Raw genomic sequence first — 22753 nt, forward strand, 5'->3', positions numbered from 1 at the left:
ATATAAGTGCCGAGCTTTTGATAAATGTCACGCCCTCTGAGTCAAGAGTTGCGCTTATTGAAAATGGAATTCTGCAGGAAGTACATATTGAGCGCCATACCAAAAAAGGTATTGTCGGCAATATTTATCATGCAAAAGTGATTAGAGTGTTGCCTGGGATGCAGGCGGCTTTTGTGGATATTGGACTTGAGAAAGCGGCTTTTTTACACGCTTCTGATATTGCCGTCAACGACGAGCTAAAAGACGAGGTCAATGCCAATCAGCTCGAGCGTAAAGATATTAGAGAGCTTGTTCGTGAGGGTCAGCACATCATGGTGCAGGTGGTTAAAGATCCATTGGGCACCAAAGGCGCGCGACTGAGTACTGACATCACTTTACCGTCTAGGTATTTGGTGTTTATGCCCAGTGTCACTCACGTAGGCGTGTCCCAAAAAATTGAAGATGATGCGGAGCGAGTTCGCCTTAAATCTTTAGTTGCTGACTTATGTGACGAACATGGTGGGTTTATTTTAAGAACCGCTGCCGAAGGAGTCAACGGTAAAGAATTGCGACAAGATGCGGAGTTTTTAAGGCGTTTATGGACGAAAATTGTGTCTCGAAAATCGTCTAATAAAATCAACATTCTATATGAAGACTTACCTGTTGCCAGGCGGGTCTTGCGGGATTTCGTAAGTACCGGCATTGAACGCATTAGAATAGACTCTAATCTGACCTATAAAGAGTTGAAAGCTTTTACCAAAGAATATGTGCCAGAACTTAGTAATAAGCTCGAGTATTATCAAGGTGAGCAACCAATTTTTGACTTGTATGATGTAGAAAATGAGTTGCAGAGAGCACTTGGTAGACGAGTTGATTTAAAATCTGGCGGCTACATCATTATTGACCAAACCGAAGCAATGACCACCATTGATATCAATACTGGTGCCTTTGTGGGCCACCGAAACTTAGAAGAAACCATATTCAACACCAACAATGAAGCGACTTTAGCGATTGCCAGGCAGTTGCGCTTGCGCAATTTAGGCGGGATGATACTGATTGATTTTATCGATATGATGGAACCAGACCATCAGCGGCGAGTCCTACATTCATTAGAACAAGCGATGAGTAAAGACAGAGCTAAGTCGAGTATTTATGGTTTTACGCAGTTAGGGCTCATAGAAATGACGCGAAAGCGCACTCGAGAGTCGCTAGAGCATCAGCTATGCGGTGAGTGTCCTGCGTGTCAGGGCAGAGGCACGATAAAAACCATCGAAACCATCTGTTTTGAGATAACCCGAGAAGTAGTGAGAGTAAATAGAGCATACAACGCAGACAAATTTGTCGTCTATGCGTCGGTGCCAGTCGCCGAGGCTCTACTTGGAGAAGAATCACATATATTAGCGGAGCTAGAGGCCTTTGTCGGTAAACAAATTAAAGTGCATACTGAACATCTTTATCATCAAGATAAGTTTGACGTGGTAATGATGTGAGCAAAGCAAGTAATGTAATTGCATTAGGTATTCGAAAACTTTGGACCGCAGTAGCGGTCTTGTTGGTGATCGTTGCACTATTTATCAGTTTCTTGCGCTACTCTTTGCCGATGCTCGATGATCGTAAACACGTCATCGAAGGATATGTGCTCACTGAATATGGCATCGACTTATCCATTGGATCAGTCTCTGCTGACTGGAAATCAACAGGCCCAAGTCTACAATTTAATGATGTGCATTTGCGGCAGGGAGACCAGTCTCCAATTTCACTGAAAGTTGGCGATGTATATCTAGCCGTGGAATTTTGGTCGTCTGTATTCAGCGGTAAATTGCAATCCCGCAATGTTTCACTATCGGATTTGCATATTACCTTAGATGTTCAAAGGATCGAGAGTGGTGCCACTGATTTTCCAATTGTAACTGCATTAGAAACTATCTTTTTAGAACAACTTAGCAACTTTTCGGTAAGCAGCAGTGAATTGACCCTGCTCAACAATGACAATCAAAACACGATTCGCATTCGCCAATTATCATGGCTAAACAGGGGTAATCGCCATCAAGGTTTAGGTGAGCTAACCTTAGAAGGTTTTGCGTCAAATACAGCCTCTTTTGTCCTGGATCTGCAGGGTAACGTTGATAGCTACAATGGAACGCTATACGCGAAGGGCAGGGACCTTGATATCTCTCCTTGGATTGACGAGTTTACCGCGCTTGATAGTGACCTAGTAACTAGCAAAGGTAATTTTGCGGTATGGGCAGATATTGCTCAAGGTAAGTTTACTGATATCAGAGCGCAGCTTTTGCCCAGTCAGTTTGATTGGACTACCACTGCGTCTAAACGCATTGAAACTGAGATTAGTGCTGAATTTGCAGGTACGCCAAGTGTGCAAAATGGCGCTTCACAGAGCTGGGCTTTTGTCATCAATAACTTAGCCATAAGCACTAACGAAAATTCGATTATTAGCAATTGGAAAGGACGATTTTCAGAGGGGCAAGGACTCGAGTTACATAATGAAGAGCCGCTCAATTTAGATAGCCTGTTACCCTTAAGTGCTCTGCTGGACGATGAGGCCTCATTAAAAATTGCGGCAATGCAGCCAAATATTGAACTTGCATCAGTTTATGTAAAGGCTAATACAGATGGTCTGCGAATTGTTTCTCAAAATAATAGGCTTGCTTGGCTAGCGCACGAGAACACTCCTGGTATTGATGAACTTCGTCTGGATATTTATTGGTCTGGTAAAAATGGGGTATTCAGGCTGCATGGCGAAAATGCCGAACTCCAAAGCAACGCACTGTTTGAGCGAAACTTGAGAATGGACAAGCTCGATATGCGCTTGCAATTCATGAACGTCAATGACGCTTGGTCAGTTTCAAGCCTAGTGTCAGATGTTCAGATTGATGGATTAATATTAAATCCGAGCATAAGTTATAGTAGTGCAAATCAAGTATTGTCGATTCTTACTGAGGTGCAAAAGTTTCCCTTATCAAAAATTCCCAGTCTTTTGCCCAATAATTACATGAGTAGCGATGCCAAAACTTACCTGAGCAATGCATTTGTGGGTGAGGGAGAGGTCACTGACGCTCATGTTTTATGGCATGGCAAAGCCTCTGATTTCCCCTTTGATGATCAATCTGGGACGTTTCAAGCATCGGTTAAAATAGCAGATGCTGACTTTGATTTCTCCGATCGCTGGCCGGCTTTGAATAGACTTAACATTGATCTGTTATTTGAAAATCAAAGTTTGTTAATGCGCGCCGATACTGGGCAACTCGCTGGCGTAGAGCTGAGCAATCTTCATGCTGAAATACCTAGCCTCTCGAATAACGCGACCTTGACAATCTTAGCCGATGGCAAAAGTGACGGGGAAGCGGTGGCGCAATTAATGCAACAAAGTAGCCTTAGCGAAACATTGGGTAGAGTTTTGTCACAAGATGTTGTCGTTACCGGCCCTGTGAACACTAATTTAAACTTATACATACCATTGTCTGACCCAAGTAATACGCGAGCAGTAGGTACAGCAACCCTTATCGAAAGTGACGTACGTATTACTGCCTTAGGTATCGACTTTCAACGAGCTAAGGGGGTTATTAATTTTGACAATGACAGACTTAACATTGCGGGGCTCGAGGCAAGCTTACTTGAGCAGGCGGTTAGTATTGATTTGCTTGGCCAAAGAGAGAACTTGAGTTATCAGTTAGATATTGGTATTCAGGGCAGTTGGCTAGTCGACAACCTTATTGGGCGATATGCGCCTGAGTTAGACCGCTACCTTGCGGGCGAGGCTGATTGGATACTTGATCTAGATGTAATGTTGCAGGACAAAGACTATACCTACACCGCAGAATTGCAAAGCACCCTTGATAAAGTGTCTTCGCAATTACCAGCGCCATTGCAAAAACAAAGTGAGCAAGCTTTGCCTCTATCTATTAACGCAAGCGGTAATAATATTGCTTCTGAAATTACACTTCAGCTTGATCGGGATGTAAGGTTTGAGGGCATTTTGCCGCATAAAGAAAGGCAATTTAGCCGCGCGCATTTAGCATTGGGACAAACTGATTTTGTTGGTATGGGCGTAGGCTTTAGCATTAGTGCTAACCTACCTTTTATCGATACCGAGAAATGGGTGGCAAGCGTGGCTGCCTTGGTCGGCGGTCTGCAACAGTCGGAGCGTTCTATTTTATCGTCACCGGAGCGAATATTTGCACAGGCCGACCAACTGCTGCTTGCGGGCACACGCATTACCGATGTAAATGTTACGGCAAAACGCCTAGATCGTGATTGGCTGTTAGAAATTGATGCTGATCAAATGCGAGGCACTGCCGATATTAGCAGCGACTGGGTGTCAAAAGGAGTTCGCATTGATGCTGACTATATCAAGCTCAACGACATTGATTTTAGTGTCGCTGCTACTCAGGCAGAACGTGAAATTGACCCTAAAACGATGCCGAATATCAAATTTAACTGCGCCGCTTGTGAGATTGCGAACATTGATTTGGGAAGGGTGACACTGGAGGCTGAGCCGAATAATGACGGTCTAGAAATAACCCGATTACTTATAGAATCAGAAAATGGCACTATTAATGCGTTAGGACAGTGGTACCAGCGGCATAGCGACCATTATACCTTTATAGCGGGGGATTTATTAAGCGATGACTTTGGCCGACTATTGAGTAATTTTGGTCTTGATTCAGGCGTTAAAGACTCCGAGGCTAACATAGACTTTGCGCTCACATGGAAAGACTCGCCGATGGATTTTGGTTTTGAGCAACTTGACGGTCAAATCGAATGGAGTCTCACTGACGGATACTTAACCGAGGTCAGCGATAAAGGCTCGCGTATATTTACTTTGTTGAGTTTAAACTCATTGGTTCGAAAGTTGTCATTAGATTTCAGAGATGTGTTTGCAAAAGGCTTTTTTTATGACGATATGAAAGGCAGTATTCAAATTACCGATGGTAAAGCCGATACTCGGGATACCGCTATTGACGGCGCTGCAGGAGATATTGAAATTTATGGTTACACTGACTTAGTGTCAAAAGAGTTAAATTATAATGTGAGCTTTACGCCTAACGTAACGGGTAATTTACCTGTCTTGGTGTACTTTTTTACCGTGAGCCCACCTTCAGCTTTAGCCGCTCTAGCAATAGACCAAGTGCTAACTTCTGCCAAAGTTATTTCAAATGTAAATTACTCAGTTTCCGGCACAATAGATGATCCAGTGCTTATCGAAACTGGCAGGCAGAGCACGGAGGTTGAATTACCCACCCGTCGAGACTTGTTTGAAGAAAAAGAACCGCTAGAGTTTTTGCCGCCAACCGTTGATGACTTATTGCCTTTGGAGTCCAATAGTGAGTGATCTTATTGCTATTCAAATCAACGGCAGTCCCTCGATAGCAGAAAACCTAGAGAAGTTAGACAGTCTGCTCGGCCATGCGAGACCCAAGCCAAATTCACCTGCATTGGCTGTATTGCCAGAATGTGCGATTCAATTTGCTTGCTGTGGAGCAACAATATTAGAAAATGCAGAAAATATGGGACAAGGCCCTATTCAGGCTCGCTTAGCGAATATGGCGCAAAAGCATAATGTGTACTTGGTGGGCGGAACAATGCCCATAAAAAGCAATGATTCGGCTCATTATTATGCGGCTAGCTTAGTATTTTCTCCAGCAGGTAAATTAATTAGTGCATATAACAAAATTCATTTGTTTGATGTAGAGGTACAGGATAAGACGCAGTCCTACCTTGAATCAAAATTTACGCAGCGCGGCGAGCATATTGCGACTTTTGATAGCCCTTGGGGCAAGGTAGGCCAAGCCATTTGTTACGACCTTCGTTTTGCAACGATGTTTGATGCTATGATGCCAATGAATATTGTGGTGATACCCAGCGCATTTACTAAAGCTACCGGTCAAGCTCATTGGCACGCATTGTTAAAGGCTCGCAGTATTGAACTGCAGTGCTACATAGTAGCAGCCAATCAGGTTGGCACCCATCAAGATGGTCGCGAGACTTTCGGGCATTCATGTATTTACTCTCCCTGGGGAGAGTTGTTGTCTGTCATTGAAAACGAAGAAGGGTGGGCCTCTGCAAGGGTTGACTCTGCGCGCCAATTAAGTATCCGAAAACGCATGCCCATGCAGTCACATAAACGAGAGAGATATAAATTTGAATAATTCCGTTGTCGAACATTTACTGCATCAATCTGGATTAGACCAAGCTCAAGTTTTTGCTTATTTAGAGAAAATTTTGCATCATCAAAATACCTTTGCTGATATGTATTTTCAATCGAGCCAGCATGAAAGTTGGGTATTAGAAGACGGCATTATCAAAGATGGTAGTTATAATATAGAGCGTGGTGTGGGTGTTAGGGCAATCAATCATGAAAAAACTGGCTTTGCATATTCTGATGAGATAAATGCTGATGCCTTGCTAAAAGCTTGTAATGCTGCGCGCAGCATCGCCCCGGCCAATGGAAGCCTGAGAGTTGCGCCCCTAGCAGCAGCTCAACGTACCGCCTTATATACCGAAACTAATCCCTTATTAGCAATGACTGATGATGAAAAAATCGCGTTATTACGCTTAGTGGATGAATATGTCCGTAGACAAGAGCCGAGCGTTAGTCAGGTTGTGGTAAGTCTGACAGGGGTGTATGAAGAGATACTAGTGGCAGCTACAGATGGTACCTTTGCTACGGATGTTCGTCCCTTGATAAGACTAAACTGCAGCGTCCTGTTAGAAAAAGACGGTAAAAGAGAGCGCGGAGCTTCAGGCTGCGGTGGGCGAAGAACCTACGAATTTTTCAGCGCGCAAACTGAAAGTGGGATCCCAAGATATGAACAGCTTGCCAATGAAGCATTGCATATGGCAAGAGTGAACTTAGAGGCGGTTCCAGCGCCCGCTGGCGCGATGCCGGTAGTGTTAGGCAGCGGCTGGCCTGGTGTACTCTTGCATGAAGCGGTCGGTCATGGTTTAGAGGGCGATTTTAATCGCAAAGGTGCTTCTACTTTTAGCGGCAGAATGGGTGAACAAGTCGCTTCAAAAGGCGTAACTGTAGTTGACGACGGTACGCTTGCAGATCGCCGCGGCTCACTTTCAGTTGATGATGAAGGAACGCCTACTCAATATAATGTGTTGATTGACGATGGAATTCTTTGTGGTTACATGCAAGACAAGATGAACGCAGGTTTAATGGGTGTGCCAGTAACCGGCAATGGTCGCAGAGAATCCTACGCGCATTTACCCATGCCGCGTATGACAAACACCTATATGTTGGGCAAAGAGCATAGCGCTGAAGAGATTATCGGCTCAGTAAAAAAAGGCATATTTGCCCCTAACTTTGGTGGCGGGCAAGTGGATATTACCTCCGGTAAATTTGTTTTTTCGACTTCAGAAGCATACTTGATTGAAAACGGTAAAATAACGCAACCCATTAAAGGCGCTACACTGATTGGTAATGGACCTGAAGCCATGCAAAAAATCTCGATGATCGGCAACGATTTAGCCCTAGATGCTGGTGTTGGTGTGTGCGGGAAAGACGGTCAGTCAGTTCCGGTTGGCGTAGGTCAGCCAACCCTAAAAATTGACGAAATGACAGTAGGTGGAACTGCTTAAGCTTCTGATTGGCTTTTGAAGCGAGCCAACCTTCTTGCTAAATGAAAAATGGTTTGTTGGACATTTTGAGGTTTGTTTGGTGCTCTGGAGACCAACTCTGTTATTTCGTCTTTGGATATTTGCTGGCTTGGAACATGGGCCATCATAATTGTGTATCCATTTAAATCATTCAGCCGCTTCAATGACGCTTTATAGTCCTTAGGATGATTTACTGGGTAAGGAGATTGAAGTTGCCCTCTTACTTTTACGACTAAGTCGGCAACATAGCAGCACTTATGTTCATGGTTTACTACGGAAATATCCATACTTGTGTGACCAGGTGTATATAGCACTTGCCAATCACTAAAACCCGGTACCGCCTCACCATCAGCTAACATCAAATCTGGATGTAGATTAGGCGGATACCATATAAAACTCCGTTTTCTACCTAATTTACTGGCCACCCAATGCGCTAAAAATATATCAGTTAAATGGGATACTTTACCGCCGATGCCAGCATACCACTGCTTATTAAATACGCCGCTAATAATCTGACATCCAGATTTTTTACGTAAATAATGCGCGCACCCAGCATGATCTGGATGCATATGTGTAACTAAAACGACTTTTAGATCGCTGAGAGGACGTTGCAATGTGTGCTTAAAATAATCAGCAATTACCGTAAAGTCAGCCTTGCACGCCCCATCAAGTAAGAGACAACCGTGGGGGTATTCAATTAAGAATATATTTTGAATGTAGCCACGTAGTTGATGTATATGCATGCCTTGATTATAAGACAGATTTAACTCATCCTACCAGCGCTTTATGCCTTTTTAATTGCGACCACGTCGGCTTTTTCAGCTTCAAGTATATTATCTGCTTGTGTACCGCGAAGCAGTTTACCGACAGATTCTTTATTTTTAGCAAGTAAGATGGACAGTTCTTCGGCAACCGCCTCGTCCAACTCCACCCCTTTTTGCTTAATGTAATGACTTAGATTATCTGCTATCTCCAACATTTTGTCGTATTGGTCAGCTTCTTTTTTATCAGTGGTTACCAACTTATCGACTCCTTTATGTTGAACCACGTATTGCGTGATAACGGCCATGTGGAACTCCTCGTTACATAAAATAGACCTATACTATACTCCCATGCACTGTACAAATAAACAGTCTCGTGGTCTAAATGTTAGAATTAACACTATAAGTCAGCGTGGATAGTTTTTGTATAGGCGGTATGTAGTGTTTTGTTTTACTAAAGTAGCGGGCATCATTTTTGATTTGGACGACACGCTGGTTCATGCAAATCTAGATTTCAAACAGATGAAGCAAGAAATTGGCTGCGATGAGGCAATGGATATATTGACTTATATTGAGCAAATTGAAAGTTGTGATGAGCAAGAGAACGCTCGGCAAACTGTCTTGAGGCATGAGCTAGAGGATGCTCATACTTCAGAGTTAATCACCGGCGCTTTAGATTTCATTTTAAACGCTCAGCAACTGGGGATCCCACTGGCTATTGTGACCCGCAACTGCAGAGAGGCGAGTGAAATCAAAATACGCAACAACAATATTCCCATCAATTTGCTTATTACTCGTGAAGATGCTCGCCCCAAGCCTCATCCTGAAGGCTTATTAAAGATCGCTGAGGGATGGCAACTACCGTGTCAAAAAGTTGCCTATATTGGTGATTATATTTATGACATTGAAGCTGCTCACAACGCCAATATGCAAGCTTGGCTCTATAAAGGAAGTTCAAAAAATAAACAGTATGCAGACAATCTGTCGTTTGTACCTAAATATTAAAGGCCGAAATTTTTATTGTTGATAATAGTTTAAGAAAATTTTAAGTAACATCAGAAAAAATCGATTTGCGATGAAAATTTGCACAGCTTAATTTCCACTCGGAATCAGTGTTAAATACAAAGGTAAAAGCTATACAACTATAAGATACAAAATGAGGGAAATAAGCAATGGATGCTGTACACGTGGTCTTGTCGAGCGAAATGCTCTCGACAAAGGTGATATCTATAAAGGATTTATTGATAGGGATAGCGATAATATTGTTCGGACCCTGCTGTCTATATATCAGAAAAATGTTATCGCGGGTTCACGGAGTTACTGAACACTCCTCTCAAAAATATGTACAAAGACGCCAAATAAAACCTCGTAAAAGTACGGCCCATGTGGCAGAGGCTTTAAGCGGTGTTATTGAAAACATGGTTCACTCACAATATGTTGTAAAGGACAAAAAGCGATACCCATCGCTTTATCAAACACCACTAAGAGATAACCTTCAGGTTTTACGGGCACTATCAAACGAGCTTCAACAAAGTACGCATTTTGCTATTGATTCTGCAACCCCAAGCAATAGTATCGGTAGCTCACAAGGTGTGTCTGAGGGTATTCAAAAAGCGCTTGCTTCAGAGCAAGTTTTGCACGATTTATTGCCTGCTATCAAAGACTATGCTGAAACAGAAAACATCAATATTAGTGTGTTTGAAAAAGCTCATGGTTATATCAATATAAGGAACGGTGTTGCTGAGAAAATGTTAAGGGAGCTGCTCTTAAATGCAATCAAACATAACCCTGCTCACACTGATATTCATTTCACGTGCAGCTTTACTAAAAGCCACGTAGTTTTTGAAATCAAAGACGATGGCGTCGGCATACCCGCGGGTGTTCTCAATGATGCTTTTGCCAAAAGTAAAGCGATTCAAGTAAACCGCAGCCGTCGGCTTTCAGATGCTGAAATACGCATAGACATCAAAACAATTGCGGTACAAGCAGCCCAGCTAGGCGGAAAACTAGTTATGAGAAGTGCAATTAATATGGGCACACATGTACGCCTTTTGCTTCCAGCTGCAGAACTAATATCGCGGCCGCAGTATCTTCGCTACAAGAAACCTGAAACATCGGTTCAGCCGGCCTGCGATAGCCGTAAGAAAGTGTTGGTGATCACAAAGCACTCTTTGATGAACGACACTTTGTACAGACACCTTCAAAATCAATACTCAGTTTACTGCTATGCTTCATTTGATAGAGCTTTGTCTGCATTATTTGAAATTAAGCCTGACATTGTTGTGGCTGACTTTAGTTGGCAGCATGCGCTAGGTATTCAGTTCTGTCAGTTTTTACGAGGGAGCTCTGCTATGTCGCAGGTACCTTTTGTTATGGTAACGATGGCATTAGATCAAGCTGAAAGAGTTAAAATGTACGCCAGCGGTGTTAGTGCGATTATTGAAAAGCCTTTAGACCAAGACGAATTAAAGACGGTGCTAAACAATATAGTGCGGAATCAAACCGTGTTTGAAAATGAAGTTAAAGAAGCGTGTGTTGCCTATACTATAGGCGATAAGGCGACTGAAACACTAGCAGAGCAAAATGAGTTCATTTCTGCATTTAAAAAAGTAATTACACATAATTACCAACGAGAAGCGTTTAATCGATTTGAGGCCTCCTCGGCTCTACACATCAGTGAAAAAACCTTACAAAGGCGAATGACAGCGCACTTTGACATGACTTTCGGTCAATATTTACGCAAGCACAGATTGAAGGAAGGGCGAAAGCAATTACTGATAGGCAAGCTGATTACTGAAGTAAGCTTTGATGTTGGTTTTAACTCAACGTCATATTTTGGTCAGTGCTTTAAAGAGGAGTTTGGTTATCCGCCCTCGATGTTATCCAAGGCATGTTAATAAAATCATAAATGACCGCTACCCTAACAAGTTAGTGACCACCAAGTATTTGAACTTGGGTAATATCAGTGTCGCCTTTTAAGACTTTTAATACCGCGTCTTGAGTTAGTGTGCGCATGCCATCATTCATGGCCTGGGCCTTCATAGCCGACACGGACGCTTCTTTGTATACCATAGCGCGGAGTTCGTTGGTCATACTTAACAGCTCATGGACGCCGGTCCGACCTTTGTAGCCAGTATCACCGCAATTATCACATCCTTTCGCTTTTTGCAGCATTACTTGCTCACTCAAACCAAGCTCCGCGAAGTATTCTTCGCCATACTGACGTTGCAAAAAGGCCATATCGTCTTCAGAAGCCGGGTATTCTTCTTTGCAACTCGGACATAAAGTACGAATCAAGCGCTGCGCTAAAATACCAACGCAAGCGTCAGAAAAGTTAACTGGATCCAATCCTAAATCAAGCAAGCGAGTGATGGTTTCGGGCGCGGAGTTGGTGTGCAGAGTCGACAATACTAAGTGACCGGTCAGTGACGCTTCAATCCCAGCGTGAGCCGTTTCTTTGTCACGCATCTCACCGATGAGAATGATATCGGGGTCGGCCCGCAAGAAAGCTCGCAATGCGTTGGCAAAGGTAAACCCAATTTTGGGACTTACTTGCACTTGCTGTAAACCAGCTTGAGTTATTTCTACTGGATCTTCAGCGGTCCAAATTTTCTTGTCGGGCGTGTTTAGATATCCCAAAATTGCATGCAAAGTGGTTGTTTTACCTGAACCAGTTGGCCCTACCACTAACATAATACCGTGCGGTTTTTTTATCATCGATTCAATCATCCCCATGTTGCGAGGGGATAAGTTCATTTTTTCGATTGGTAATGCACCGCCGGTGGCGAGTATCCGCATAACCACGCCTTCACCAGCAACGGTTGGAATAGTGGCGACACGGACTTCTACCGCTTGACCTGACAGCTTAAAAGCGAGTTTGCCATCCTGCGGTATACGTTTTTCAGCTATATTCAAACTCGACATAATTTTGATACGAGCGATGACGGCATTATGATGTGAAGCAGGAACTTGATTGATATCCCTAACGACACCGTCGACCCGCATGCGCACGCGAGTAGGCGCACCCTTTTCCGGGTCGATATGAATATCTGAGGCGTTTAACCGTTTCGCGTCGTGTAATATTCTGCTTACTAAGCGCACGACTGCGGGTGCATCTTCGGCTAAGTCGTCGTTTACATCTTCAATGTCGTCACTAGATGTACCGATTTCATCTAAGATTTCATCCATGTCGCCTGGGCCGCTACCGCCGCTGGTTTCGCCTAAATACTGGAGAATATGCTTAGGTAAACCCACGGCAATTTCGTAACTTTCAATTCCCAGAGCACTTTCGATTTCCATGAGCAGCGCGGCGTTGTTTGGCTCAGCCATTAATACCACCGCATTTTCATGCGCGTCGGCAATAACAGCGACGAAATTGCGCTTGAGATATGACAGATTCAATCGGCTGTTGCTTTGATACATATGATATACATCAGGTATGTAATCAATAAATGGTACTTGGTAATGCACTGAAAGCGCGCTACCAATGTCTTTTTCTTCAATGCGATATTCGGATGTTAATTTCGCAACGGTTTGGCGAACGTCAGGGAGTTTTGTGACCTCTTGTACGGTGTCGTCAGAAATTAAGCCTCGCAACACCAGATAATCGAAAGGATTTTTCGTGCCGCCCAACTCATAGCGAAACTTATCGCCGAGCATCTCCGCAATTTGCATGCCCATTTCTAAGTCATTGTGATCAAAATTCCCGCCTTTTTTGTTGATGATTTGCATGACGCCCATCATCACTCCTGCGTTCATTACAGGAATACACAAAATAGTCTCGGTTTTAAATTGACTCGCGCGGTCGAACTTTTTATCAAATCTTAGCCGCTGATGGATGCTAGATAACTGTTCATCATTGTAAGGGTCGTTAATAATCAATGGTTGTTGCGACATTGCCACATAACCGGCGATAGAGGCCGGACTAATAGGAACTTTTATTTCTTTGGTTTCTTGACCGGTTTTAAATCGAGCAACAAGGTCTTGCTGTTGGGCTCGTTTTTGGAAAAGCGACATCCGTGACGCGTCAAAAGCCTGCAAAATTAAAGGCTCTATTTTCTCATAAGCCGCCATTAAGTTAGGAAACTCTTTTAACTGAGCCTGCAATGCTTGCAATAACGGTGAATTAGGGACGCTGTCGAACATATACTTTTATATTTCCTGAATTAAAGTACTAAATTATTCCACTTATATGGAGGTATCGGCTATTTTTTGGGGAACATTATAGTCAAATGAATAATCTTGATATGAACATAAGTCTATATAAGCAGTAGATATTCTGAAACTGACTAGAAGTACTTCATTACGATTTCTGGCGGCTTTAAAATGACAAACTTAGGGCGTTCTATCATTGAAGCGCCTGCAAACTTTATGATACCCAGCAGAGAACCAAGCTAAACCGCATATTTTGAACCCTTTGCCAGCCTGATTTGTTATAAAGCGCTTGCATGAACTAACCATACATGTATAATTCGCGCCCACTGTCTATTGCAAGCTTTGTAAAGACGGAGAGTTAGTGGGTGTTTATCTAGGTCAATCAGTGCTTTGTCACTCCTTTAGAAAACATCATGTTAGTGCTTATATAGATAACAGCTTAAGTACAGCACGCTAACATATGAACAGGATCCCGATTGGGGATCACCGGTTTACGCACATCTTTTCAGCCCACTTTTTTAAGAAAGTTAAAGGCGTGAAAAGGTGAATTTTTTTGTTCTTTCGATTGGAGCTTAATCGATGCCAAATCAAAGAATTCGTATTCGTTTAAAAGCGTTTGATCATAAGTTGATCGATCAGTCTACAGCGGAAATCGTAGAAACAGCTAAGCGCACTGGTGCTCAGGTGAGTGGTCCTATTCCATTGCCGACACGCAAAGAGCGTTACACTGTATTGGTTTCTCCGCATGTAAACAAAGACGCGCGTGATCAATACGAAATCCGCACACACAAGCGTTTAGTAGACATCATTGAACCAACTGATAAAACAGTTGATGCTTTGATGAGATTGGACTTGGCCGCCGGTGTTGATGTTCAAATCAGCCTAGGCTAACAAGAGAGGGTAATAACAATGTCGATTGGTCTTATCGGTCGTAAAGTGGGAATGACACGCATCTTCACAGAAGATGGCGTCTCGATCCCTGTGACTGTTATTGAAGCGAGCCCCAACCGTGTGACTCAGTTACGTACTCAAGAAGTTGACGGCTACCGTGCACTTCAAGTTACCGCTGGCACCAAGAAAACAAATCGTGTAAACAAAGCGGCCGCTGGCCATTTTGCTAAAGCTGGCGTTGAAGCTGGTCGCGGTTTGTGGGAGTTCCGTCTTGAAGACGGTGAAGGTAACGATATGGAAGTGGGCAGTGAAATCACTGTTGAAATCTTCAACGATACCAAAAAAGTGGACGTAGCAGGCACATCTAAAGGTAAAGGTTTTGCTGGCGCAATCAAACGTTGGAATTTTAGTCACCAACGTATGACGCACGGTAACTCACTATCTCACCGCGCACCTGGTTCAATTGGTCAAAACCAATCACCTGGTAAAGTTTTTAAAGGCAAGAAAATGGCTGGTCAGCTTGGTAACAAGCGCATCACCACAATGTCTTTAGAAGTGGTTCGCGTAGATGCTGAAAACAACCTTTTATTAATCAAAGGTGCCGTACCTGGCGCACCTGGTAGTGACGTTATCGTCAGACCAGCTGTTAAAGCGTAACTGGGAGTGAACTGATGGAATTAACATTGAAAGACGCCAAAGGCGCTCTTGAAGTATCAGACGCCACTTTTGGTCGTGAATTTAACGAGGCTCTAGTGCATCAAGTCGTAGTGGCTTATGGTGCTGGTGCTCGTCAAGGTACTAAAGCGCAAAAGACTCGTGCAGAAGTACGCGGTGGTGGTAAGAAGCCATGGCGTCAAAAAGGTACAGGCCGCGCTCGTGCTGGTACTATCCGTAGCCCTATCTGGGTTGGTGGTGGTCGTGCATTCGCAGCTAAACCTCGCAGCTTCGAGCAAAAAGTAAACAAGAAGATGTACCGTGGTGCGATCCAAAGCATCCTATCTGAATTGGTACGTCAAGATCGTCTAATCGTCGTTGAGAAATTTGGTGTAGATGCACCGAAGACCAAAGACTTATTAGCGAAATTAAATGAATTAGAACTGAAAGACGTGTTAATTGTAACGGCTGAAGTTGACGAGAACTTGTTCTTAGCTTCACGCAACCTTTACAAAGTAGACGTACGTGACGTTCAAGGCATTGACCCAGTAAGTTTGATTGCTTTTGAAAAAGTATTGATTACTACTGATGCAGTGAAAGCACTTGAGGAGGCATTAGCATGAACCAAGAGCGTTTATTAAAAGTGCTTGTTGCACCTCACGTTTCGGAAAAAGCTACCTTAGCAGCTGAAGGCGCAAATACATTTGTGTTTAAAGTAGTAAAAGACGCGAACAAAGCAGAAGTGAAAGCAGCAGTTGAAATGTTGTTTGAAGTGGAAGTTGAAGGCGTTCGTACTGTTAACTGCAAAGGCAAATCTAAGCGTTATGGCCAGAAAATGGGCAAACGTAGCGATTGGAAGAAAGCTTACGTTTCACTTAAAGAAGGCCAAGACATCGACTTCGTCGGTGCCGGTGAGTAAGGGGATTAGACATGCCATTATTGAAAGCTAAACCTACTTCTGCTGGTCGTCGTCACGTTGTTCAGGTAATTAATCCTGACCTACATAAAGGTGCACCTCACGCTCCATTGCTAGAAAAACTTAGCAAGAGTGGTGGTCGTAACAACAACGGTCGTATCACAGTTCGTCATATCGGTGGTGGTCACAAACAACACTACCGTGTCATTGACTTTAAACGCAACAAAGACGGCATTCCAGCCAAAATTGAGCGTTTAGAATATGATCCAAACCGCTCTGCCAATATCGCGTTAGTGCTTTATGCAGACGGTGAGCGTCGCTACATCTTAGCTCCTAAAGGTGCTCAAGCAGGCGATGCAATCCAATCTGGTTCTGATGCACCGATTAAACCAGGAAATGCTATGCCTATGCGTAACATGCCTGTCGGTTCAACAGTACACGCGATTGAAATGAAGCCTGGCAAAGGTGCACAAATTGCACGTTCTGCTGGTAACTATGCACAAATCTTAGCGCGCGAAGGCACATATGTGACTCTACGTTTACGCTCGGGTGAAGTGCGCAAAGTATTAGCTGACTGCCGTGCAACTATCGGTGAAGTAGGTAATGCTGAGCACATGCTTCGTTCACTAGGTAAGGCTGGCGCTACCCGCTGGCGTGGTGTTAGACCAACAGTTCGTGGCGTTGCCATGAACCCGGTTGATCACCCGCACGGTGGTGGTGAAGGTCGTACGTCTGGTGGTCGCCACCCAGTAACACCTTGGGGCGTTCCTACTAAAGGTAAGAAAACCCGAAGCAACAAGCGTACTGATAAACTTATCGTACGTCGTCGAAACAAGTAAAAGCGAGGATTCACCATGCCACGTTCTCTCAAGAAAGGTCCCTTTATTGACCTGCACTTGCTGAAGAAGGTAGAGGCTGCAGTGGAAAAGAGCGACAAGAAACCAATTAAAACTTGGTCTCGCCGCTCTATGATCATCCCAGATATGATTGGGTTGACCATTGCAGTTCATAACGGTCGCCAGCACGTTCCTGTATTTGTCAGTGACGAGATGGTCGGCCATAAGTTGGGCGAATTTGCGCCTACGCGTACTTACCGTGGCCATGTCGCGGATAAGAAAGCCAAACGTTAAGGAGATAGAAATGGAAGCATTAGCTAAACACCGTTTTGCTCGCACGTCGGCTCAAAAAGCACGCTTAGTTGCAGATCAAATTCGAGGACTACACGTCGAAAAAGCTCTAGAGCTTTTAACGTATAGTCCTAAGAAAAGCGCCGCGCTAATCAAGAAAGTTCTTGAGTCAGCAATTGCGAATGCTGAAAACAATGAAGGTGCAGATATCGATGAATTATCGATTTCTAAAATCTTTGTTGATGAAGGCCCAACTATGAAGCGTATTAAGCCACGTGCCAAAGGCCGTGCTGATCGTGTTTTTAAGCGTAGCAGTCACATTACCGTGATTGTCGCGGATAACTAGGAGTAGATTATGGGACAGAAAGTTCATCCTACCGGTATACGCCTGGGTATCAGCAAGCCATGGACATCGACCTGGTACGCGAATACAGCAGAGTATGCCGACAATTTATACGGTGACCACGAAGTTCGTCAGTATTTGACGAAACAACTAAAAAACGCCTCACTTTCTAAGATTGTGATTGAGCGTCCAGCGAAAAGTATCCGTGTGACTATTCACACCGCTCGACCTGGTGTGGTTATTGGTAAGAAAGGTGAAGACGTAGAAAAACTTCGCAATCATATTACTAAGCTAGCCGGTGTGCCTGCTCAAGTAAATATTGCGGAAGTGCGTAAGCCTGAACTTGATGCGCAGCTAGTTGGAGATTCAATCTCTAGTCAGCTAGAACGCCGTGTTATGTTCCGTCGCGCGATGAAGCGTGCGGTACAAAACGCAATGCGTTTAGGTGCATTAGGTATTAAAGTTCAAGTAAGTGGCCGTTTAGGTGGCGCCGAGATTGCTCGTGCAGAGTGGTATCGTGAAGGTCGTGTACCTTTGCATACATTCCGTGCAGACATCGATTACGCGACATCTGAAGCATTGACCACTTATGGGATCATTGGCGTTAAAGTCTGGATCTTTAAAGGTGAAGTGTTAGGTGGTTTACCACTTACTCAAGAGCAACCAGCTCCTGCACCTAAGAAGAAAGGCCGTAACGCTAAGCGGGAGGGCTAATCATGTTACAACCAAAGCGTACGAAATTTCGTAAACAGCATAAAGGTCGTAACCGTGGTCTTGCTGTTGCAGGTGGCAAAGTAAGCTTCGGCACTTTCGGCTTAAAAGCTATTGGCCGTGGTCGTATGACTGCTCGCCAAATCGAAGCGGCACGTCGAGCTATGACTCGTCATGTTAAGCGTCAAGGTAAAATTTGGATACGAGTTTTCCCTGACAAGCCAATTACTCAGAAGCCTCTAGAAGTGCGTCAGGGTAAAGGTAAAGGTAACGTTGAATATTGGGTCTGCCAAATTCAGCCGGGTCGTGTGTTGTATGAGATGGAAGGTGTTCCTGAATCTATAGCGCGCGAAGCCTTTGAATTGGCTGCAGCTAAATTGCCGTTTAAGACAACCTTTGTAACTCGGACGGTGATGTAATGAACGCGACTGAACTTAAAGAAAAAAATGTAGAAGAGTTAAATGCAGAATTGCTAAGCTTGCTCAAAGAGCAGTTTAACTTGCGCATGCAACACTCTACAGGCCAGCTTGAAAAAACTGACCAGCTTAGAACAGTACGTCGCAGCATCGCACGTGTTAAAACTATTTTAACTCAGAAGGCTGATTCGTAATGACTGAACAGAAAATTCGTACAGTACAAGGCCGTGTAAGCAGCAACAAAATGGATAAAACCATTACGGTTGTAGTCGAACGTTTTGTTAAGCACCCAATCTATGGGAAGTTTATTAAGCGTTCAACTAAAATGCACGCCCACGACGAAGCTAACGTGTGCAATGAAGGCGATTTAGTTACTATTTCTGAATGCCGTCCTTTGTCTAAGAACAAAAATTGGACGTTAGTTGACGTAGTGGAAAAAGCTCGCATCGATTAATTCGAGTTTGCTTTTACATATTTAAAAGGCGCTTTCCGAAAGGTTTGCGCCTTTTTTGTATTTAAACGGCTATTTTTCCCAGTCAAAAGGCAAGTAGTCGGGCAGCAGTAGTTCAGCATTGGGCGAGTCTATAGCCTGTTGATATAGCGAAAGAATATCTTTTTGGAGCTGCATTCTATAGTCTCTTACAGCAATCCATCGCTTGGTAAATTCATCATTGATCTGACCAGAGAGGTCCTCTCGAATCATATCGGGTACTAATATGCCATATGCATATTGCAGCCGTTCAGCTTGCCTACTTTCGAAGTCGAGTATCGTCAGTATGTGTTCTGCTAAAATATTAGCATCCGCCTTGGGTAAATTTACGCTATCAAGCTTGGCATAGCGTTCAAAATACTCTAGATATGTATTAAATGGCACCGAATCAGCGCTGCCCCAAATCGCTAGGTCTTTTGCATTTAGTAAGGTCTCAGACACTGGGTCAATGACCATTACCGTAGGTGTTGCAAAGTAGTGTGCTTGCCCAAAACGACTGCTTATCTCTCTTAAGTCTTTGTAATAGCCCACATCAATGTAAATCAATTCATAGTGTTGGGTGATAATGCTCGCAAGTTCTGACTTTGCAAAATTCTCGGCCAATCCGCGACTGTCATGACACCATTGTGCTCCCATTACTATTAGCAATAAGCGATCGTTATTCGCTGCTTTGACCAATGCGTTTTGCACGTCTTGCATAGGCGTTTTGGATTCAAGGTAAACACTTTGCTTATTTCCATGATGCTGTGTGGCGCATGCACTAAGCAGGACTATCATTATTAAGCATAGGATAGAGTGAATAGTCTTAGCTGGTTGCTTAGTTACTTGCATATGCTGAAATTCCTTGTGCGCAGTTGTTTGTTTTGGTTTTAGCGTGATTGTTTCATATCATTATGCCTGCAGTGCTAGCGCAATTACAAACTGATTTGAAACTGAACATCCGCTTCATGTGCCCGCTATAAAATTGAAATGTTAAGAACATGTGACACTTTAGTGATAAATGACATTTACAGTTGTTCTCGTTATCTAAACAAATAAACACAACGAGGAAACTTAAATGAAGATTACGAAAATAGCAGCCCTTACCGCACTAGTGCTTGGCTCAGTATCCATTGCGCAGGCTGTAGAACTTAACATAACCATCACTAACCTTACGCAAGGTAACTATTTTACGCCACGCCTAGTTGTGGCTCATACAGATGCGGCTGACGTGTTCGAAGTCGGCACTACTGCATCATCAGCTTTAGCATGGTTAGCTGAGGCAGGTGTCATTGACGATGCTCAAGAGCCCGCGTCATCGGGTCAAAACTTTGAAGCCTTATTGGGCCCAGCGGATACGGATAACGGCTCCAATACTTGGCACCGTTTTGGTGGACTAGTGCCACCCGCTACCTCTCTTAGTTACCCATTTGACACGATGGACAAGCCACTATTATCAATTGCTTCAATGCTAATACCGACTAACGATGCATTTGTGGGATTAGACAGTATTGAAATTCCCACCACTCCAGGCACATATCACTACTATTTAAATGCCTACGATGCGGGCACGGAGCTCAATGATGAACTCAACAGTACTCGAACGGATATTACTGGCGTAGGCGGTACCGCGTTAGGGGGATACGCTGCGCCCGGTGTTGCAGGAGCGGGTGCCCCCCCTATCGCGCCGAGCATGAGTGTGGGTGGGACAGGAGTAGCGGTCACCGTAGGAGAAAGTGCTGACGGCACTAGCATTGGTGCAAATGAAGTTATTGACGGTACCGACGGCCCTGTGCACATTCATCGTAATACATTAGGAGATACATCGGCTACCGATGGTGCCAGTGATTTAAATTCCACAGTGCATCGTTGGTTAAACCCTGTTGCTAGAGTAACTATTGTGGTTCCAAGCGCTTAATAAGGGGTGAATATATGAAATATTTTAATGTTAAAATATTGGCAATGACTGCATCGTTAGCTTTATTGGCGGGTTGCAGCGGCGATGACGGGGCAGTTGGGCCACAAGGCCCTCAAGGTGAACAAGGACCAACAGGACCAACAGGACCAACAGGACCAACTGGGCCAACTGGGCCAACTGGGCCAACCGGTCCAGAAGGACCGCAATCGGGGGTAGCCGCTTATAACTTGACTATGCTGAACCTGACTCACGGTCAACCCATGGCACCCACTGCTTTTATTGCACACGAACCAAATTTCCATGCATTCTCGGCAGCAAACTCAGCTACCTTAGGCTTGGAAGTGCTAGCTGAAGGCGGTGACCCTAGCATGTTTATCAATGAGGCCTCAGATGCGGTAGAGTACTTAGATGCGGTCTCTAGTAGCGGTATTTTGATGCCCGGTATGAGCACCGATATCGTCACCCTAATTGTACCGGTTCTCGATGCGGATAATCTGCGCCTCACTGTCGCAAGTATGCTAGTGGATACTAACGACGCTTTTGCGGGTGTCGACAGCACGGATATCAGTAATTTAGCAGTTGGACAATCGATGATCATTACGTTGCCAACATGGGATGCTGGTACTGAGTTAAACACCGAAACGGCTGATTCGATGCCTGGGCCTGCTGCGGCTAATGCCGGGGGCGGTGGTGCCGCAGCCGGTTTCGCTGCGGCGAGAGACGATTTGGTTGACGCCGTCAGGATCCATGCAGGTGTGGTGACTAGTGCGAATGCAAATGATCCGAGTCGTGAGGGCCTGCCGACATCTGTGCTTGATCAAAGTGATAAATTTGATAACCCTAGTGCGAGAGTATTGGTCACCCGCACAAGATAAATCAGTAATGTTTGCTTTTACCCCGACACACGGAAGTGTCGTTTTTATGTGCTATTGCCTTTTGAGAGTTAGTGCTTCAGAGGGAATGTCTAAATACAGCGTGATTACGCGACCTTTCCTCATCGCTGTGATGACTAAGGTATCTGCATAACGCATGGTCCGTTGAAGCTCTTCAAATTCATCTGCAAGGGTGACGCTCTTGCCATTTATCGTAGTGATCACATCGTCTTCTTTAAGACCTGCTTGTGCAAATAAGTCAGGGTTGATACCAGGGCTTGCTAGCATCCCGTCGGCAATAAAGGGCGTTGGAGTAAGCTGAACAAAATGTTCGACAATTTGTGGACGGTTGCCAATTTTATCTACAGGCATACCGAGCAATTCAGAATGTGTTTGTGGTAGCGCTTGTTCAAGCAGATTAGGACCGCTTAGAACGATTTCGTATGTATGGTTTTCGAAGCCAAGAATAACACTATTGCTAAGTATGTCGAGTAGTTGAATAGGTCTATCGTATAAGAGATCACCCACCTCAAACTCACCTAGTATGCCAGCAGATTCCAACAAACACTTTGCGGCGCCTGCCGAGACTTCGATTCCTTTGAGCTGTATAACAATCGGCAAAGCCGGAGTCAGTTCTTGATCTTGCTTAGCAGTATTTTGCAATGGGCGTGATGTTACTGGTTCGTAAGCTTGATATTCGATGGCTCGGTTATCTGCCCTTCCAGCGCCGTTTAAGTTGAACGCTCGTGTGTCTGCTTTATCAGTACGATCACTACTAATGCTTTGGTCTAAGGTCACAACAGAATAGACGACCGCCGCAAGCAATCCTAAGAGTAAAACAATAGAAGTCAGTCGATTCTGCATGTGTGCTCCTTTATCAGAAGGTGTATCGGCGCGTCTGCATATTATTTTAGCTCAA

At 44.2% G+C, this 22753-nt stretch carries 24 protein-coding genes; 19 read left to right on the forward strand and 5 right to left on the reverse strand.

All coding sequences use genetic code 11. The features are described from left to right. The first annotated feature begins 2 nt into the window (after positions 1-2). The 4 genes from rng to tldD are packed head-to-tail and all read left to right on the forward strand — an operon-like array spanning position 3 to position 7584. Positions 3-1469, forward strand: a complete 1467-nt coding sequence (gene rng / locus AB9H30_RS04910; protein ID WP_371193748.1) for a ribonuclease G — start codon at positions 3-5, stop codon at positions 1467-1469. Continuing rightward, a complete protein-coding gene (locus AB9H30_RS04915; protein WP_371193529.1) occupies positions 1466-5329 on the forward strand; it encodes a YhdP family protein in 3864 nt (1287 codons plus the stop codon). The genes rng and AB9H30_RS04915 overlap by 4 nt, the downstream gene beginning before the upstream one ends. After that, positions 5322-6146: a carbon-nitrogen hydrolase family protein gene (locus AB9H30_RS04920; RefSeq protein ID WP_371193530.1), complete on the forward strand. Its 825-nt coding sequence runs from the start codon at positions 5322-5324 to the stop codon at positions 6144-6146. Before AB9H30_RS04915 ends, AB9H30_RS04920 begins: the two co-directional genes overlap by 8 nt. Continuing rightward, complete coding sequence (gene tldD, locus AB9H30_RS04925; protein ID WP_371193531.1) at positions 6139-7584, forward strand: metalloprotease TldD; 1446 nt, start codon at positions 6139-6141, stop codon at positions 7582-7584. The genes AB9H30_RS04920 and tldD overlap by 8 nt, the downstream gene beginning before the upstream one ends. On the opposite strand, the gene AB9H30_RS04930 is transcribed toward tldD, so the two are convergent. Continuing rightward, the gene (locus AB9H30_RS04930; protein ID WP_371193532.1) at positions 7581-8345 is read right to left on the reverse strand and encodes an MBL fold metallo-hydrolase; all 765 of its coding nucleotides are present in this window, start codon (positions 8343-8345) and stop codon (positions 7581-7583) included. The two genes, tldD and AB9H30_RS04930, sit on opposite strands and share 4 nt — an antisense overlap. Positions 8346-8386: 41 nt before the next feature. Further along, positions 8387-8671, reverse strand: coding sequence for a YebG family protein (locus tag AB9H30_RS04935; RefSeq protein WP_371193533.1), 285 nt, complete (start codon positions 8669-8671; stop codon positions 8387-8389). Between the two features lie 133 nt (positions 8672-8804). Here AB9H30_RS04935 and AB9H30_RS04940 point away from each other — a divergent pair, with 133 nt between their 5' ends. Together AB9H30_RS04940 and AB9H30_RS04945 are read left to right on the forward strand one after the other, a co-directional pair. Beyond that, positions 8805-9368 (forward strand): HAD family hydrolase, encoded by a 564-nt coding sequence (locus tag AB9H30_RS04940; protein WP_371193534.1) that lies wholly within the window; start codon positions 8805-8807, stop codon positions 9366-9368. Between the two features lie 380 nt (positions 9369-9748). Then, on the forward strand, positions 9749-11260 hold the full coding sequence (locus tag AB9H30_RS04945) for a helix-turn-helix domain-containing protein (protein ID WP_371193535.1): 1512 nt from the start codon (positions 9749-9751) through the stop codon (positions 11258-11260). 31 nt (positions 11261-11291) lie between these two features. Here the strand turns inward: AB9H30_RS04945 and AB9H30_RS04950 are convergent, their stop codons facing one another. Continuing rightward, positions 11292-13436: a GspE/PulE family protein gene (locus tag AB9H30_RS04950; protein WP_371193749.1), complete on the reverse strand. Its 2145-nt coding sequence runs from the start codon at positions 13434-13436 to the stop codon at positions 11292-11294. 660 nt (positions 13437-14096) lie between these two features. On the opposite strand from AB9H30_RS04950, the gene rpsJ reads away from it, so the two are divergent. The 11 genes from rpsJ to rpsQ are packed head-to-tail and all read left to right on the forward strand — an operon-like array spanning position 14097 to position 19029. After that, positions 14097-14408: a 30S ribosomal protein S10 gene (gene rpsJ / locus AB9H30_RS04955; RefSeq protein WP_008845776.1), complete on the forward strand. Its 312-nt coding sequence runs from the start codon at positions 14097-14099 to the stop codon at positions 14406-14408. Positions 14409-14426: 18 nt separating this feature from the next. Then, entirely contained in the window at positions 14427-15065 is a 639-nt protein-coding gene (gene rplC, locus AB9H30_RS04960) for a 50S ribosomal protein L3 (protein WP_371193536.1), read from the forward strand. Between the two features lie 14 nt (positions 15066-15079). Then, positions 15080-15685: a 50S ribosomal protein L4 gene (gene rplD, locus AB9H30_RS04965; protein WP_371193537.1), complete on the forward strand. Its 606-nt coding sequence runs from the start codon at positions 15080-15082 to the stop codon at positions 15683-15685. Beyond that, the gene (gene rplW / locus AB9H30_RS04970; RefSeq protein WP_371193538.1) at positions 15682-15981 is read left to right on the forward strand and encodes a 50S ribosomal protein L23; all 300 of its coding nucleotides are present in this window, start codon (positions 15682-15684) and stop codon (positions 15979-15981) included. Before rplD ends, rplW begins: the two co-directional genes overlap by 4 nt. An 11-nt stretch (positions 15982-15992) precedes the next feature. Further along, positions 15993-16817 carry a 50S ribosomal protein L2 gene (rplB, locus tag AB9H30_RS04975; RefSeq protein WP_371193539.1) on the forward strand — a complete coding sequence of 275 codons (825 nt, stop codon included), beginning with the start codon at positions 15993-15995 and terminating at the stop codon, positions 16815-16817. Between the two features lie 15 nt (positions 16818-16832). Further along, the gene (gene rpsS, locus AB9H30_RS04980) at positions 16833-17108 is read left to right on the forward strand and encodes a 30S ribosomal protein S19 (protein WP_010179506.1); all 276 of its coding nucleotides are present in this window, start codon (positions 16833-16835) and stop codon (positions 17106-17108) included. Between the two features lie 10 nt (positions 17109-17118). After that, positions 17119-17451: a 50S ribosomal protein L22 gene (gene rplV / locus AB9H30_RS04985; protein ID WP_371193540.1), complete on the forward strand. Its 333-nt coding sequence runs from the start codon at positions 17119-17121 to the stop codon at positions 17449-17451. A 9-nt stretch (positions 17452-17460) separates the two neighbouring features. After that, positions 17461-18162 carry a 30S ribosomal protein S3 gene (gene rpsC, locus AB9H30_RS04990; protein ID WP_371193541.1) on the forward strand — a complete coding sequence of 234 codons (702 nt, stop codon included), beginning with the start codon at positions 17461-17463 and terminating at the stop codon, positions 18160-18162. Between the two features lie 2 nt (positions 18163-18164). Next, positions 18165-18578 (forward strand): 50S ribosomal protein L16, encoded by a 414-nt coding sequence (gene rplP / locus AB9H30_RS04995; RefSeq protein ID WP_371193542.1) that lies wholly within the window; start codon positions 18165-18167, stop codon positions 18576-18578. Then, complete coding sequence (gene rpmC, locus AB9H30_RS05000; protein ID WP_371193543.1) at positions 18578-18769, forward strand: 50S ribosomal protein L29; 192 nt, start codon at positions 18578-18580, stop codon at positions 18767-18769. The genes rplP and rpmC overlap by 1 nt, the downstream gene beginning before the upstream one ends. Further along, entirely contained in the window at positions 18769-19029 is a 261-nt protein-coding gene (gene rpsQ, locus AB9H30_RS05005; protein ID WP_371193544.1) for a 30S ribosomal protein S17, read from the forward strand. The genes rpmC and rpsQ overlap by 1 nt, the downstream gene beginning before the upstream one ends. 69 nt (positions 19030-19098) lie before the next feature. On the opposite strand, the gene AB9H30_RS05010 is transcribed toward rpsQ, so the two are convergent. Continuing rightward, positions 19099-19896 (reverse strand): thioredoxin family protein, encoded by a 798-nt coding sequence (locus tag AB9H30_RS05010; protein WP_371193545.1) that lies wholly within the window; start codon positions 19894-19896, stop codon positions 19099-19101. 226 nt (positions 19897-20122) lie between these two features. Here AB9H30_RS05010 and AB9H30_RS05015 point away from each other — a divergent pair, with 226 nt between their 5' ends. Together AB9H30_RS05015 and AB9H30_RS05020 are read left to right on the forward strand one after the other, a co-directional pair. After that, positions 20123-20962 (forward strand): spondin domain-containing protein, encoded by an 840-nt coding sequence (locus AB9H30_RS05015; RefSeq protein WP_371193546.1) that lies wholly within the window; start codon positions 20123-20125, stop codon positions 20960-20962. A gap of 14 nt (positions 20963-20976) precedes the next feature. Beyond that, positions 20977-21837 carry a spondin domain-containing protein gene (locus AB9H30_RS05020; RefSeq protein WP_371193547.1) on the forward strand — a complete coding sequence of 287 codons (861 nt, stop codon included), beginning with the start codon at positions 20977-20979 and terminating at the stop codon, positions 21835-21837. 51 nt (positions 21838-21888) lie between these two features. Here the strand turns inward: AB9H30_RS05020 and AB9H30_RS05025 are convergent, their stop codons facing one another. Beyond that, positions 21889-22698 carry a PDZ domain-containing protein gene (locus tag AB9H30_RS05025; protein WP_371193548.1) on the reverse strand — a complete coding sequence of 270 codons (810 nt, stop codon included), beginning with the start codon at positions 22696-22698 and terminating at the stop codon, positions 21889-21891. Between the last annotated feature and the right edge of the window lie 55 nt (positions 22699-22753).

Source organism: Glaciecola sp. SC05 (assembly GCF_041380235.1).
In the GTDB taxonomy this organism is placed as follows: domain Bacteria; phylum Pseudomonadota; class Gammaproteobacteria; order Enterobacterales; family Alteromonadaceae; genus Glaciecola.

Excerpts from the sequence above, each read along its gene's own strand:
- AB9H30_RS04930 (WP_371193532.1), bottom strand. The coding sequence starts at position 8,345 with ATGCATATACATCAACTACGTGGCTACATTCAAAATATATTCTTAATT.
- AB9H30_RS04935 (WP_371193533.1), bottom strand. The coding sequence starts at position 8,671 with ATGGCCGTTATCACGCAATACGTGGTTCAACATAAAGGAGTCGATAAG.
- AB9H30_RS04950 (WP_371193749.1), bottom strand. The coding sequence starts at position 13,436 with ATGGCGGCTTATGAGAAAATAGAGCCTTTAATTTTGCAGGCTTTTGAC.
- rpsJ (WP_008845776.1), top strand. The coding sequence starts at position 14,097 with ATGCCAAATCAAAGAATTCGTATTCGTTTAAAAGCGTTTGATCATAAG.
- rplC (WP_371193536.1), top strand. The coding sequence starts at position 14,427 with ATGTCGATTGGTCTTATCGGTCGTAAAGTGGGAATGACACGCATCTTC.
- rplD (WP_371193537.1), top strand. The coding sequence starts at position 15,080 with ATGGAATTAACATTGAAAGACGCCAAAGGCGCTCTTGAAGTATCAGAC.
- rplW (WP_371193538.1), top strand. The coding sequence starts at position 15,682 with ATGAACCAAGAGCGTTTATTAAAAGTGCTTGTTGCACCTCACGTTTCG.
- rplB (WP_371193539.1), top strand. The coding sequence starts at position 15,993 with ATGCCATTATTGAAAGCTAAACCTACTTCTGCTGGTCGTCGTCACGTT.
- rpsS (WP_010179506.1), top strand. The coding sequence starts at position 16,833 with ATGCCACGTTCTCTCAAGAAAGGTCCCTTTATTGACCTGCACTTGCTG.
- rplV (WP_371193540.1), top strand. The coding sequence starts at position 17,119 with ATGGAAGCATTAGCTAAACACCGTTTTGCTCGCACGTCGGCTCAAAAA.
- rpsC (WP_371193541.1), top strand. The coding sequence starts at position 17,461 with ATGGGACAGAAAGTTCATCCTACCGGTATACGCCTGGGTATCAGCAAG.
- rplP (WP_371193542.1), top strand. The coding sequence starts at position 18,165 with ATGTTACAACCAAAGCGTACGAAATTTCGTAAACAGCATAAAGGTCGT.
- rpmC (WP_371193543.1), top strand. The coding sequence starts at position 18,578 with ATGAACGCGACTGAACTTAAAGAAAAAAATGTAGAAGAGTTAAATGCA.
- rpsQ (WP_371193544.1), top strand. The coding sequence starts at position 18,769 with ATGACTGAACAGAAAATTCGTACAGTACAAGGCCGTGTAAGCAGCAAC.
- AB9H30_RS05010 (WP_371193545.1), bottom strand. The coding sequence starts at position 19,896 with ATGCAAGTAACTAAGCAACCAGCTAAGACTATTCACTCTATCCTATGC.
- AB9H30_RS05015 (WP_371193546.1), top strand. The coding sequence starts at position 20,123 with ATGAAGATTACGAAAATAGCAGCCCTTACCGCACTAGTGCTTGGCTCA.
- AB9H30_RS05020 (WP_371193547.1), top strand. The coding sequence starts at position 20,977 with ATGAAATATTTTAATGTTAAAATATTGGCAATGACTGCATCGTTAGCT.
- AB9H30_RS05025 (WP_371193548.1), bottom strand. The coding sequence starts at position 22,698 with ATGCAGAATCGACTGACTTCTATTGTTTTACTCTTAGGATTGCTTGCG.